Annotated in this window: 12 protein-coding genes; 9 read left to right on the forward strand and 3 right to left on the reverse strand. The window is 62.7% G+C overall.

The window, feature by feature from the left end:
- Nucleotides 1–103 precede the first annotated feature (103 nt).
- Nucleotides 104–1,633: a nitric oxide reductase transcriptional regulator NorR gene (gene norR / locus AB5Y94_RS08665; RefSeq protein WP_368205351.1), complete on the forward strand. Its 1,530-nt coding sequence runs from the start codon at nucleotides 104–106 to the stop codon at nucleotides 1,631–1,633.
- Between the two features lie 78 nt (nucleotides 1,634–1,711).
- On the opposite strand, the gene AB5Y94_RS08670 is transcribed toward norR, so the two are convergent.
- Nucleotides 1,712–2,419: a GntR family transcriptional regulator gene (locus AB5Y94_RS08670; protein ID WP_010635556.1), complete on the reverse strand. Its 708-nt coding sequence runs from the start codon at nucleotides 2,417–2,419 to the stop codon at nucleotides 1,712–1,714.
- Between the two features lie 284 nt (nucleotides 2,420–2,703).
- On the opposite strand from AB5Y94_RS08670, the gene AB5Y94_RS08675 reads away from it, so the two are divergent.
- Nucleotides 2,704–4,290: an alpha-glucoside-specific PTS transporter subunit IIBC gene (locus tag AB5Y94_RS08675; protein WP_368205352.1), complete on the forward strand. Its 1,587-nt coding sequence runs from the start codon at nucleotides 2,704–2,706 to the stop codon at nucleotides 4,288–4,290.
- Between the two features lie 2 nt (nucleotides 4,291–4,292).
- The gene (locus tag AB5Y94_RS08680) at nucleotides 4,293–5,612 is read left to right on the forward strand and encodes a 6-phospho-alpha-glucosidase (RefSeq protein ID WP_368205353.1); all 1,320 of its coding nucleotides are present in this window, start codon (nucleotides 4,293–4,295) and stop codon (nucleotides 5,610–5,612) included.
- Between the two features lie 69 nt (nucleotides 5,613–5,681).
- On the opposite strand, the gene AB5Y94_RS08685 is transcribed toward AB5Y94_RS08680, so the two are convergent.
- Entirely contained in the window at nucleotides 5,682–6,686 is a 1,005-nt protein-coding gene (locus tag AB5Y94_RS08685) for a substrate-binding domain-containing protein (RefSeq protein WP_024942236.1), read from the reverse strand.
- A 435-nt stretch (nucleotides 6,687–7,121) separates the two neighbouring features.
- On the opposite strand from AB5Y94_RS08685, the gene AB5Y94_RS08690 reads away from it, so the two are divergent.
- The 6 genes from AB5Y94_RS08690 (at nucleotide 7,122) to AB5Y94_RS08715 (ending at nucleotide 12,925) form a co-directional block, all read left to right on the forward strand.
- Nucleotides 7,122–8,243 (forward strand): branched-chain amino acid ABC transporter substrate-binding protein, encoded by a 1,122-nt coding sequence (locus AB5Y94_RS08690; RefSeq protein WP_005307334.1) that lies wholly within the window; start codon nucleotides 7,122–7,124, stop codon nucleotides 8,241–8,243.
- 64 nt (nucleotides 8,244–8,307) lie between these two features.
- On the forward strand, nucleotides 8,308–9,234 hold the full coding sequence (gene livH / locus AB5Y94_RS08695; RefSeq protein ID WP_005307331.1) for a high-affinity branched-chain amino acid ABC transporter permease LivH: 927 nt from the start codon (nucleotides 8,308–8,310) through the stop codon (nucleotides 9,232–9,234).
- On the forward strand, nucleotides 9,234–10,502 hold the full coding sequence (locus AB5Y94_RS08700) for a high-affinity branched-chain amino acid ABC transporter permease LivM (RefSeq protein WP_019841062.1): 1,269 nt from the start codon (nucleotides 9,234–9,236) through the stop codon (nucleotides 10,500–10,502). Before livH ends, AB5Y94_RS08700 begins: the two co-directional genes overlap by 1 nt.
- 100 nt (nucleotides 10,503–10,602) lie before the next feature.
- On the forward strand, nucleotides 10,603–11,376 hold the full coding sequence (livG, locus tag AB5Y94_RS08705; protein ID WP_005307326.1) for a high-affinity branched-chain amino acid ABC transporter ATP-binding protein LivG: 774 nt from the start codon (nucleotides 10,603–10,605) through the stop codon (nucleotides 11,374–11,376).
- Between the two features lie 10 nt (nucleotides 11,377–11,386).
- Nucleotides 11,387–12,088, forward strand: coding sequence for an ABC transporter ATP-binding protein (locus AB5Y94_RS08710; RefSeq protein ID WP_005307325.1), 702 nt, complete (start codon nucleotides 11,387–11,389; stop codon nucleotides 12,086–12,088).
- A 3-nt stretch (nucleotides 12,089–12,091) separates the two neighbouring features.
- Nucleotides 12,092–12,925 (forward strand): helix-turn-helix domain-containing protein, encoded by an 834-nt coding sequence (locus AB5Y94_RS08715; RefSeq protein WP_368205354.1) that lies wholly within the window; start codon nucleotides 12,092–12,094, stop codon nucleotides 12,923–12,925.
- On the opposite strand, the gene AB5Y94_RS08720 is transcribed toward AB5Y94_RS08715, so the two are convergent.
- Complete coding sequence (locus AB5Y94_RS08720) at nucleotides 12,922–13,509, reverse strand: LysE family translocator (protein ID WP_024942238.1); 588 nt, start codon at nucleotides 13,507–13,509, stop codon at nucleotides 12,922–12,924. The two genes, AB5Y94_RS08715 and AB5Y94_RS08720, sit on opposite strands and share 4 nt — an antisense overlap.
- Between the last annotated feature and the right edge of the window lie 143 nt (nucleotides 13,510–13,652).

Genomic DNA, 13,652 nt, shown 5'->3' on the forward strand with positions numbered 1-13,652 from the left:
TATAACTTGTTGTTTTTATTGGTAACAAAAACCAGAAATTGTCATTTAGACAATCACCGCATATAGTCAAAATCACAAATACACTGTCATTTGGACAATCATCGTGATCTCGACCGACAGCCTGGCGCGCATCGCCCTCGACCTGCAACTCGGCATCTCCCATCAGGACCGCTTCCACCGCCTGATCCAGAGCGTGCGCAGCCTGCTGAACTCGGATGCCTCGGCCCTGCTGCGCTACGAGGGGGGCCAGTTCATCCCGCTCGCCATCGACGGCCTGATGCAGGACGTGCTGGGGCGCCGCTTCGCCCTCAAGGATCACCCGCGCATGGAGGCCATCGCCCGCGCCGGCGACGTGGTGCGCTTCCCTGCCGACAGCAGCCTGCCCGACCCCTATGACGGCCTGCTGCCGGATCACGACGACTTCAAGGTGCACGCCTGCGTCGGCCTGCCGCTGTTCTCGGATCAGGCGCTGATCGGCGCGCTGACCATAGACGGCATGAACCCGACCCAGTTCGACGCCATCAGCGACGAGGAGCTGCGGCTGGTGGGCGCCCTGGCCGCCGCCGCCCTCAACAACGCCCTGCTGCTGGAGCGGCTCGCCCGCCAGAGCAGCGAGCCGCTGGTCCCCGGCACCCGGCCCGGCCCTGAGCAACCGGAGATGATCGGCCAGTCCCCCGCCATGGCCCGGCTGCGCCACGAGATCGAGGTGGTGGCCAGCTCGGAGCTGAACGTGCTGATCCTGGGGGAGACCGGGGTCGGCAAGGAGCTGATCGCCAAGGCGGTGCATCGCGGTTCCCAGCGTGCCAAGGCCCCGCTGGTCTACCTCAACTGCGCCGCCCTGCCGGAATCCGTGGCGGAGAGCGAGCTGTTCGGCCACGTGAAGGGGGCCTTCACCGGCGCCATCCACAACCGGGCGGGCAAGTTCGAGCTGGCGGATCAGGGCACCCTGTTCCTCGACGAGATCGGCGAGCTCTCTCTGCCGCTGCAGGCCAAGCTGCTGCGGGTGCTGCAATACGGCGATCTGCAGCGGATCGGTGACGATACCCCGCTCAAGGTGAACGTGCGCATCCTGGCGGCCACCAACCGGGATCTGAAACAAGCGGTGGTCGAGGAGCAGTTCCGGGCCGACCTCTACCACCGGCTGAGCGTGTTCCCGATCCACGCCCCGGCGCTGCGCGAGCGCCCCGGCGACATTCCCCTGCTGGCCGGTTATTTTTGCGAACGCTGCCGGCTCAGCCTGGGGCTGGAGCAGCTGCGTATCCAGCCACAAGCGCTGCAACTGCTCGAGGGGCACGACTGGCCCGGCAACGTGCGCGAGCTGGAGCACGCCATCCACCGCGCCGCCGTGCTGGCACGGGCCGAACAGGGCAGCCAGGCCCCGACCCTCGCCAGCCACCACTTCAATCTGGGCACTGGTGCCCTGCCCATGTCCACCAGCCCAAGTGTGGCGCTTGCCGAGCTCCCCATGCCCGCCGGCCTGGGGCTGAGGGCCGCCACCGACGCCTTCCAGCTCGCCCTGATCGAGCAGACCCTGGCGACTCAGGATGGCAACTGGGCCGCCACCGCCCGCGCCTTGGAACTCGATAGCGGCAACCTGCACCGGCTCGCCAAGCGGCTCGGCCTCAAAGCCTGAGGCGTCCATCCAGGGCCCATCAAACAAAAACCCCCTCGCTGGCGAGGGGGTTGGCATACGCAACAAGGTGGGGGCAGGCTAGCCGCGGGCGCGGCGCAGGTGGTAGTCGACGTGATAGTCGTTGGCATTGCGGAACATGATGGAGTAGTTGAGAAACTCGCCGTTCTCACCGTATGAGAGCGAGGTGAGCCGCAGGATGGGCGCCCCCTGCTCGATGTGCAGCAGCTCCGCCATGCGCCGGTCGGCCAGCACGGCGCTGAAGCTCTCGTAGTTGCCCGCGATGGGGAGCTGGCACTCGTTCTCGATGTAGGCGAACTTGGATCCCTCCAGATGGGCCACCGAGAGGGTGCGAAACAGCCGCACCGGCATGTAGCTCTCCTCCACCAGCAGGGCCCGGCCGTCCACCGAGCGCACCCGGTTGGAGAAGTAGACCGGCTCGTTCACCTTGATCCTGAGCTGGCTGGCGATGGCGGGCGGGGCCGGCATGGTGCGAAACTCCAGCACCTCGCTGGTCAGGCTGCGGCCCTGTTCACGCATCAGCTCGGTGAAACCGCTCAGCCCCTTGGTCTCGTGCTGTACGTCCTTCTTGGTCACGTAGGTGCCGCTGCCGTGGCGTCGCTCCACCAGCCCCCACTCGATCAGCATGTCCACCGCCTTGCGCACCGTCATCCGCGATACCCCGAACTGACTCGCCAGGGTTTTCTCGCTCGGCAGGACATCCCCCACCCGGCAATCCGCCCCGTTGACCCGGATACGCAACCGATCCGCCACCGATTTGTAGATCACTGCTAGACCTCTCTTTACCCAGCCGGGGTGGCGACCCATTCGCTCGCCTTTATTTCAACCAGCTGAAAATAAACAACTTTAAATTCAAACAACCCGATAAAAACGTCACAAAAACAAGACGTACAACAATATCGCAAAAATTAGATCTCTTTGTCTAAATAAGTGCATGCGCCGGATCACATAACCACCACATATTTCATGAGGGGGTTATCGCTTGTTGTTAGGTTCAATTCAGCAATACGACAACAGCAGTCAGACAATTCTCTAATAAAAAGGGACGCTATATGCTCAGTCAAATTCAACGTTTTGGCGGGGCAATGTTTACGCCTGTATTACTGTTTCCATTCGCAGGTATGGTGGTAGGCATTGCAATCATGCTGAAAAATCCCATGTTCGTGGGAGAGACACTGGCCAATCCTCAGGGACTGTTTTTTCAAATAGTTCATATTATTGAAGAGGGTGGCTGGACAGTATTTCGAAATATGCCGCTGATATTTGCCATCGGCCTGCCGATCGGTCTGGCAAACAAGGCTCAGGCCCGTGCCTGCCTCTCCGTGCTGGTCAGCTTCATGACCTGGAACTACTTCATCAATGCCATGGGGATGACCTGGGGCGACTATTTCGGGGTCAACTTCAACCAGGCGGTGGGTGGCGAGAGCGGGCTGGCCATGGTGGCCGGCATCAAGACCCTGGACACCAGCATCATAGGTGCCATCGCCATCTCCGGCATCGTTACCGCCCTGCACAACCGGCTGTTCGATCGGCAGTTGCCGGTCTTTCTCGGCATCTTCCAGGGCAGCTCGTTCGTCACCATCGTCGCCTTCTTCGTGATGATCCCCTGCGCCTGGCTGACCCTGCTGGGCTGGCCCAAGGTGCAGATGGGCATCGCCTCCCTGCAGGAGTTCATGCTGGTCTCCGGCCCGCTCGGCGTCTGGGTTTACACCTTCCTTGAGCGGATCCTGATCCCGACCGGCCTGCACCACTTCATCTACGGCCCCTTCATCTTCGGCCCGGCTGCGGTGGAAGGCGGCATCCAGCTCTACTGGGCCCAGCACATGCTGGAGTTCAGCCAGAGCACCCGGCCGCTGATCGAGCTGTTCCCCCAGGGCGGCTTCGCCCTGCACGGCAACTCCAAGATCTTCGGGGCCATGGGGATTGCGCTCGCCATCTACGCCACCGCCGCCAAAGAGAACAAGGCTAAGGTGGCCGGCCTGCTGATCCCGGCCACCCTGACCGCCATGCTGGTGGGGATCACCGAGCCGCTCGAGTTCACCTTCCTCTTCATCTCGCCGCTGCTGTTCGCCATCCATGCCCTGCTGGCGGCCACCATGGCGACCGTGATGTACCTGTTCGGGGTCGTCGGCAACATGGGCGGGGGTCTGCTCGACCAGTTCCTGCCGCAGAACTGGATCCCCATGTTCCACAATCACGCCGGCATGATGTTTACCCAGATTGCCATCGGGCTGACCTTTACCGGGATCTGGTTCCTGATATTCCGCACGCTCATTCTGAAATTCAATTTGAAAACCCCGGGACGGGATGAAAGCGAAATAAAACTGTATTCCAAGGCCGATTATCAGGCCGCCAAAAAACAGCGCGGCCATGATATTGCCGGCCATATTCTGGCGGCGCTCGGTGGCGCTGAAAATATCAACAGCCTGAACAACTGCGCTACCCGGCTGCGCATATCGCTACGCGATGCGGGTCTGGCGGCAGCGGATGATGCTTTCAAACAATTGGGTGCCCACGGCGTGGTTCGCCACGGTGACAGCATCCAGATCATTATCGGTCTGCATGTGCCCCAGCTGAGGGAAAACATGGAGAGCCTGATGAACACCCCCTCCTCCTCTTCTTTCGTAACGGAGTCATGATCATGAAAAAATTCTCTGTCGTCATTGCCGGCGGTGGCAGCACCTTTACCCCGGGCATCGTTCTCATGCTGCTGGAGAACCAGCACCGCTTCCCGCTGCGGGAGATCAAGTTCTACGACAACGATGGTGCCCGCCAGGAGGTGATCGCCGAGGCCTGCCGCGTCCTGCTCCAAGAGAGAGCCCCGGACATTGCCTTCAGCTACGGCACCGACCCCAAGGCGGCCTTCAGCGGGGTGGACTTCGTCATGGCCCACATTCGGGTCGGCAAATACCCCATGCGCGAGCTGGACGAGAAGATCCCGCTGCGCCATGGCGTGGTCGGCCAGGAGACCTGCGGCCCGGGCGGCATCGCCTACGGCATGCGCTCCATCGGCGGCGTGCTGGAGCTGGTCGACTACATGGAGCAGTACTCGCCGGATGCCTGGATGCTGAACTACTCCAACCCGGCCGCCATCGTGGCCGAGGCGACCCGTCGCCTGCGTCCCCACGCCAGGATCCTCAACATCTGCGACATGCCCATCGGCATCGAGGGACGGATGGCCCAGATCGCCGGCCTGCCGTCACGCAAGGAGATGCGGGTGCGCTACTACGGCCTCAACCACTTCGGCTGGTGGACCCGCATCGAGGATCTGGCGGGCAACGACCTGATGCCGGCCATCAAGGCCCACGTGGCCAAACACGGCTATGTGCCCAAGCAGGCCGGCCACGCCGAGGCCAGCTGGAACGACACCTTCGCCAAGGCCAGGGACGTGTGGGCCCTTGATCCGGACACCCTGCCCAACACCTATCTGAAGTACTACCTCTACCCGGACTATGTGGTGGCCCACTCCAATCCTGAGCACACCCGCGCCAACGAGGTGATGGAGCACCGCGAGAAGCAGGTGTTCAGCGCCTGCCGCGCCATCGTGGCAGCCGGCAATGCCGCAGCCGGCGAGCTGGAGATCGACGAGCACGCCTCCTACATAGTGGATCTGGCCACCGCCATCGCCTTCAACACCCAGGAGCGGATGCTGCTGATCGTGCCGAACCGGGGGGCCATCCCCAACTTCGACCCGGAGGCCATGGTCGAGATCCCCTGCCTGGTGGGCAGCAGCGGCCCCGAACCGCTGCAGGTGGGCAACATCCCGCTGTTCCAGCAGGGCATGATGGGTCAGCAGGTGGCCGTCGAGAAGCTGGTGGTGGAGGCGTGGATCGAGCGCTCCTATCAGAAGCTGTGGCAGGCGATCACCCTCTCCAAGACGGTGCCGAGCGCCTCGGTGGCCAAAGCCATCCTGGACGACCTGATCGCCGCCAACCAGGAGTACTGGCCGCCGCTGCAATAAACGCGGGCCAAACAAAAACCCCCTCGCTGGCGAGGGGGTTTTCTTGTTGCTGGCTCTGCCGTGGCGCGATCAGCGCAGGGACTTGACCGAGCGGCGGACGATGAGCTCGGGCTGCACCGTCATCGACTCGACCTCCAGCTCCTTGTTGCGGATCCGGCTCACCAGCTGCTGCACCGCCAGCAGGCCGAGCTCGGCCTTGGGGTGGCGGATGGTGGTGAGCGGCGGGCTGGAGAAGCGCGCCATCTCCACGTCGTCATAACCGATCATGGAGATATCGTCCGGCACCTTGACCCCGGCTTCCCAGGCGGCGCAGATGGCGCCGATCGCCATGGGATCGTCGAAGGCGAACACCGCGGTCGGCCGCGGCTTGAGCGCCAGGATCCGCTGCATGGCATCGAATCCGCTCTGGCTCTCGTAATCCCCTTCGAAGATCTGCTCGTCTTTCAGGGTCAGCCCCTGTTCGGCCAGGGCATCGCGCACCCCGTCCAGCCGCTGCTGGGTGGTCGGCTTGGCCAGCTGACCGGTGATGCAGACGATGTCGCGGTGACCCTGCTCCAGCAAATGACGCACGGCCAGGCGTGCCCCGATGCGGGCGTTGTCATTGATGACGTTGGCAAAGTCGCACTCGGTACCCCAGTCCAGCACCACTTGCGGCACATTTTTGTGGATGCGCAGCATGTCGCGCAGCGGGGTATCGATGTCGGTTCCCAACACCAGCAGACCGTCGACCCGCTTCTCCATCAGCATGCGCAGGTAGTGCTGCTGACGGGGCGGCTGGTTCTCGGTGTTGCAGAGGATCAGGCTGTAGCCCTGCTCGAAGCAGTACGCCTCCACCCCCTGCACCACTTCCGCAAAGAAGGGGTTGGCACTGGTGGTCACCAGCATGCCGATGGTCTTGGTCGAGTTTATCTTGAGGCTGCGCGCTACCGAGTTGGGCGCGTAGTTGAGTTCTGCCACCGCCTCAAGCACTTTTTGGGTTGCGTCTTCGCTGACCCGACGGGTGTGATTGAGTACATGTGAGACGGTGGAGATGGATACGCCTGCGCGGGAGGCGACATCCTTGATAGTGGCCATCTCTGTCTCCTGAAGATCAAAGGCGGAACATTAGCAGATTTCCCGAATAAAGGCTTGGTTTTAACGAGTGCTGCCAATGAATTGTCAATGCTGGCTAATCTAGGCGGTCATTTCTATTTGCGCAAACGGATTTTGGTCAAAATGGGAGCAGCGTCAGAGTAAAATATCGTCAGTTTTTTCATCTATCATTTATCGAAAGTGCGCCTTGTTGAGAAGATGTTAATTGCCATCACCAGCATCAACTTCTAAATAGATAACTGTAATTAGATATTTATTTCAAAAAAGCACTATTACCCCCTCTCTGGTTAGTATCTTTAACAGCTTGTTATTGCCCAGCGAGGAATGATAGAACCATACCTATTGCCGGACTGGCGGGATCACGGTTCGGAATGGCACACGGAAAATGAAACAATCCACTGATTAAGGGACGAATCGATGAATAAGTTGAGCAAAATGGCAGTCAGGGCAGCGGTTTCTATGGCCCTGTTCGGATCGGTCTCACTGGTCCACGCGGCGGATACCATCAAGATCGGCATCGCCGGTCCGGTCACTGGCCCGGTCGCCCAGTACGGCGACATGCAGTTCACCGGCGGCAAGATGGCGGTCGAGCAGATCAACAAGGCCGGCGGCATCAAGGGCAAGCAGATCGAAGCCGTCATCTATGACGATGCCTGTGACCCGAAACAGGCCGTGGCGGTCGCCAACAAGGTGATCAACGACGGCGTCAAGTTCGTGGTCGGCCATCTCTGCTCCGACAACACCCTGCCCGCCTCCGACATCTATGAAGATGAAGGCGTGCTGATGGTCACCCCCGCCTCCACCAACCCCAAGATCACCGAGCGCGGCTATCAGCTGGTGCTGCGTACCATCGGCCTGGACAGCGACCAGGGCCCGACTGCCGCCAAATACATCATCGAACAGGTCAAACCCCAGCGCGTGGCCGTCATCCACGACAAGAAACAGTACGGTGAAGGCATCGCCTCCAGCGTGAAAGCAGCGCTGGACAAGGCCGGCGTCAAGGTGGTGGCGTTTGAAGGCATCACCGCCGGCGACAAGGACTTCTCCGCCCTGATCGCCAAGCTGCAGAAAGAGAACGTCGACTTCGTCTACTACGGCGGCTACCACCCGGAGCTGGGTCTGATCCTGCGTCAGGCCGGCGAGAAGGGGCTGAAGGCCAAGTTCATGGGGCCGGAAGGGGTGGGTAACAAGGACATCTCCGCCATCGGCGGCCCGGCTTCCGAAGGCCTGCTGGTCACCCTGCCGAACAAGTACGACCTGGTGCCGGCCAACGCCCCGCTGGTTGCCGCGTTCAAGGCCAAGGGTCAGGACTCCTCCGGTCCGTTCGTGTGGACCACCTATGCCGCGGTGCAAACCCTGGCTGCCGGTATCGCCAAGGCGGGTGAGGATGACCCGGCTGCCGTTGCCGCCGCCATCAAGGCCGCACCGGTCGATACCGTGATGGGCCCCCTCAGCTGGGCTCCCAACGGCGACCTGAAAGGGTTTGAATTCGGTGTGTTCCAGTGGCACGCCGACGGCACCTCTACCCAACTCAAGTAATCTGCCGGTCGGGGTGACGTGAGTCACCCCTCCTTTCTTTGCGGGCAAGTACAGGGAACGCAGTATGTCCGAACACTTCCTTTACCTGGTTCAGCAGTTGCTGAACGGGTTAACCATAGGCAGCACCTATGCGTTGATCGCCATCGGCTACACCATGGTCTATGGCATCATCGGCATGATCAACTTCGCCCACGGCGAGGTCTACATGATCGGCTCCTATGTCGCTTTCATGGTGATGGCGGGGCTCATGATGATGGGCATCGACAGCACCTTTCTGCTGCTGGGGGGCGCCTTCCTGGTCAGCATCATCATCACCGGCAGCTATGGCTGGACCATAGAGCGGGTCGCCTATCGCCCGCTGCGGGGCGGCAACCGGCTGATCCCCCTCATCTCCGCCATCGGCATGTCGATCTTCCTGCAGAACATGATGCGGATGGCCCAGGGCTCGCGCGACATCGCCATGCCCACCCTGATCTCCGGCGGCTGGACCCTGGGTGAGGCCGACGGCTTCCAGGCCAGCCTCTCCTGGATGCAGCTCATCATCTTCGTGGTGACCTTCATCACCATGCTGGCGCTGACCCAGTTCATCGGCCGCTCCCGTATGGGCCGCGCCTGCCGCGCCTGTTCGGAAGACATCAAGATGGCCAACCTGTTGGGGATAGACACCCACGTGGTCATCTCCATCACCTTCGTGCTGGGGGCCACCCTGGCCGCCGTCGCCGGTGTGCTGCTCGGCATGTATTACGGTGTCATCAACCCCTATCTCGGCTTTATGGCCGGCTTGAAGGCCTTTACGGCGGCGGTGCTTGGCGGCATCGGCAGCATTCCCGGCGCCGTGCTGGGCGGCCTGCTGCTCGGCGTGGTGGAGGCGCTGACCGCCGGCTACCTCAGCACCGAGTACAAGGATGTGATGGCGTTCGCCCTGCTCATCTTCGTACTGCTCTTTATGCCCACTGGCATCCTGGGCCGCCCAGAAGTGGAGAAAGTATGATGAAACGCCAATTCATTCATGCCTGCATCGCCAGCCTGGTACTGCTGGTGCTCTCCTTCTGGCTGCTCGGCTTCAAGCTGGAGACCGACGGCACCCGCCTGCTGGTGGTGAGCCGGCTCGACGTGTCGCTGGCCTGGTTGCTGGGCGGCGCCACCCTGGTGTTCTGGTTCCAGATGCTGCGCGGCCAGATAAGCCGGCTGTTCCAGGCCTCCATCAGCGGCTTCTCGGTCGGCTTCACCAAGCTGGTGCTGCCAAGCCCCGAAGAGGCGCCCAAGCTCTATAACCTGACCGCCGTGCTGGTGCTGCTGTTTGCGGTGAGCTGGCCCTTCATGGCCTCCCGCGGCGCCATCGATCTGGCCACCCTCACCCTGATCTACATCATGCTGGGGCTGGGTCTGAACGTGGTGGTGGGCCTCGCCGGCCTGCTCGATCTCGGCTACGTCGGCTTCTACGCGGTCGGCGCCTACAGCTATGCCCTGCTCAACAGCTACTTCGGCCTCAGCTTCTGGGAGTGCCTGCCCATCGCCGGCTTGATGGCGGCCACCTTCGGCTTCCTGCTCGGCTTCCCTGTGCTGCGGCTGCGGGGGGATTACCTGGCCATCGTCACCCTGGGCTTTGGCGAGATCATCCGCATCCTGCTCAACAACATGACCAGCCTGACCGGCGGCCCGAACGGCATCTCCGGCATTCCCAAACCGACCCTGGGGGGGCTGGAGTTCAACCGCACCGTCAAGGATGGCGGCTTCGAGACCTTCCACGAATTCTTCGGCATCGCCTACAACGCCAACCACAAGGTGATCTTCCTCTACCTGATGGCGCTGGTGCTGGTGGTGGCGACCCTGTTCGTCATCAACCGCCTGCTGCGCATGCCGCTCGGCCGCGCCTGGGAGGCGCTGCGGGAAGACGAGATCGCCTGCAAGTCGCTGGGGCTCAACCCCACCATCATCAAGCTGACCGCCTTCACCATAGGCGCCTGCTTCGCGGGCTTTGCCGGCAGCTTCTTCGCCTCGCGCCAGGGCTTCATCAGCCCGGAGTCCTTCGTCTTCATCGAGTCGGCCATCGTGCTGGCGATTGTGGTGCTGGGCGGCATGGGCTCCCAGATCGGGGTGGTGCTGGCCGCCATCGTGATGACGGTGCTGCCGGAGCTGGCGCGCGAGTTCAACGAGTACCGCATGCTGATGTTCGGCCTCTTGATGGTGTTCATGATGATCTGGCGGCCACAAGGATTGCTGCCGATGACCCGCCCGCATCTGGAGTTGAAGAAATGAGTACGCATCAGAAGTTGTTGGACGTCTATGAGCTGTCGATGCGCTATCTGGCCGGATTGCTGGCGGTGACTTGCTCCACCCTGGACTGGGAGCTGAAAAAATGAGTACTCATCAGAAGTTAATGGAAGTCTCTGATCTGTCGATGCGTTTTGGCGGCCTGCTGGCCGTCAACGGGGTCAAGCTGGACGTGGAAAAGGGGGAGGTGATCTCCATCATAGGTCCCAACGGGGCCGGCAAAACCACCATCTTCAACTGCCTGACCGGCTTCTACCGCCCGAGCGGCGGCATCATTCGCTACAAGGGCGAGGAGATCCAGGGGCTGCCCGGCCACCTCATCGCCCGCAAGGGAATCGTGCGCACCTTTCAGCACGTGCGGCTGTTCAAGGACATGACGGCGGTGGAAAACCTGCTGGTGGCCCAGCACAGGCACCTCAACACAGGTTTTCTGGCCGGGCTGTTCAAGACCCCGGCCTTTCGCCGCGCCGAGCGGGAGGGGCTGGAGCAGTCCGCCTTCTGGCTGGAGAAGGTGGGGCTCAAGGATCTCGCCAACCGCGCCGCCGGCAACCTGGCCTATGGTCAGCAACGCCGGCTCGAGATAGCCCGCTGCATGGCGACCCGGCCCGAGCTGCTGATGCTGGACGAGCCGGCCGCCGGCCTCAACCCCCACGAGACCGACGAGCTGAACGAGCTCATCTCCAACCTGCGGGACGAGTTCGGGGTCTCGGTGCTGCTGATCGAGCACGACATGAAGCTGGTGATGGAGATCTCCAACCGCATCTTCGTGGTCAACCAGGGCACCCCGCTGGCCCACGGCAAGCCGGATGAAATCCGCAGCAATCCGGCAGTGATCAAGGCCTATCTGGGCGAGTCGTAAGGAAAACAAGATGTTAGAACTTCGCAACGTATCGACCCACTACGGCAAAATTCAGGCGCTGCACGACGTCAGCGTCGAGGTGAAAGAGGGGGAAATCGTCACCCTGATCGGCGCCAACGGCGCCGGCAAGACCACCCTGCTGATGACCCTGTGCGGCGAGCCCAAGCCGAGCAGCGGCTCCATCTGGTTCGAGGGGGAGCAGATAGACTCGCTCTCCACCGCCCGCATCATGCGCAAGGACATCGCCGTGGTGCCGGAGGGGCGCCGCATCTTCGCCCGCCTGACGGTGGAGGAGAACCTGCTGATGGGGGCCTTCTTCGTCGACAAGGCCGAGCAGCGCGGCCTGCTGGATCAGATTTTCACCCTGTTCCCGCGGCTGCACGAGCGACTGGAGCAGCGGGCCGGCACCATGTCTGGCGGCGAGCAGCAGATGCTGGCCATCGGCCGGGCCCTGATGAGCAAGCCGCGCCTGCTGCTGCTGGATGAACCCTCGCTGGGGCTGGCCCCCATCGTCATCCAGCAGATCTTCGACACCATAGAGCAGCTGCGCCGCGACGGCATGACCATCTTCCTGGTGGAGCAGAACGCCAACCAGGCGCTCAAGCTGGCCGATCGCGGCTATGTACTGGAGAACGGCCACGTGGTGCTGCAGGACACGGGGGCTGCCCTCTTGGCCAACCCGGCCGTCCGCCAGGCCTATCTCGGCGGCTGACCCATGAGCAGGGCCGACACGGCGCCGGATCACCACAGTTTCTGGCACGATCCGGCCCTGCCCTTCATCGAGGCGCGGGCGGTGCAGGATGGCCGCCGCGTCTGCTATGACAAACACAGCCACCCCCATTTCTCCATCGGCGCCATCACCGGCGGCCACAGCCACTATCTCAACCAGCGCAGCCGGCAGGAGGTCGGCCGCGGCCACCTGGTACTGATGAACCCGGAAGAGGTGCACGCCTGCAACCCGGTAGCCGATGAACCCTGGTCCTATCTGATGTTCTACCTCGACACCGGCTGGCTGCAGCGCCAGCAGGAGGAGGCAGGGCTGGGCCACGAATTTCGCCCCTTCGACATGACCGCCAGCCGGGATCCCCTGCTCTATCAGGGGCTGTGCCGGCTCCATCGGCAGCTGTGGCAGGAGTCGGAGCCGCTCGCGCGCGAGGTGGCCTGCCACCAGTTCAGCCGTCAGCTGCTGACCAGACTCACTCAGGCCAGCTGGGACGATCGGCCGCCGCAGCACCTGCAACGGGCCGCCGAACTGATGCAGGACGACTGCAGCAGCGCCCTCACCCTCGCGCAATTGAGCGCGGTGGCCGGGCTCACCCCCTCCCACTTCGTGCGCAGCTTCAGCCGCCACTACGGCATGACGCCCCACGCCTACCTGCTCGATCAGCGCATCCGCCACGCCCGCACCCTGCTCAGGCGGGGAGAGCCGCTGGCAGAGGTGGCGCTGGCCAGCGGTTTTGCCGATCAGGCCCACTTCCAGCGCCAGTTCAAACGGCGGGTGGCCGCCACCCCTGGCCACTACCGCAACCAGCTGACCCGGCCGGGCTAGCGCACCAGATAGGCGGCGCAGAGCAGCAACAACAGCGCCATCGCCCGGTTGAACCAGCGCAGCCGCTGCGGTACCAGCAGCAACCCCTGCAGGCGACTGCCGGCATAGGCCCAGCAGGCGATGGAGCACAGACAAATGACCAGGTAGATGCCGCTGAACAGGGCCACCTGCCCCACCCCGCCCACACTGCCATAGGCCCCCATCCCCATGCTGGCGGCGAGCCAGGCCTTGGGGTTGAGCCACTGCATCAGCGCCCCGTACCAGAAGGAGGGCGCTACCCCGTCGACCCCTTCGACCCGGCCGCTGTCCACCAGCAATTGCCAGGCCATCCAGCCGAGAAAGACCACCCCGCCCCAGCGCAGCAGCTCGGCCGCCGCCGGCCATTGCAGCAGGGTGGCGCCCAGCCCCAATCCCATCAGCAACAACAGCAGGATAAACCCCAGGGTGGCCCCGACCACGTGGCGCAGGCTGGCCGCAAAGCCGTGCCTGGCGCCGCTGCCGAGGGCGACCAGGTTGACCGGCCCCGGGGTGATGGACATGGCCAGGGCAAACCCGGCCATGGATAACAGCAGACTCGTCTCCATGAATAACGCTCGTATCGGTAAAAGGAGCCCCCAGCCTAGCTATCACCCCGCCCCGGGTATTGAAGGAAATTGCGATCGGCCCCGGCAATAACCGGACACATTGCGGGCTTAGCGCCGGCCCCCGCTTGCGGTAAACTGACCCT

Source organism: Aeromonas sp. s5, from assembly GCF_040907865.1.
Classification (GTDB): Bacteria; Pseudomonadota; Gammaproteobacteria; order Enterobacterales; family Aeromonadaceae; genus Aeromonas; species Aeromonas dhakensis.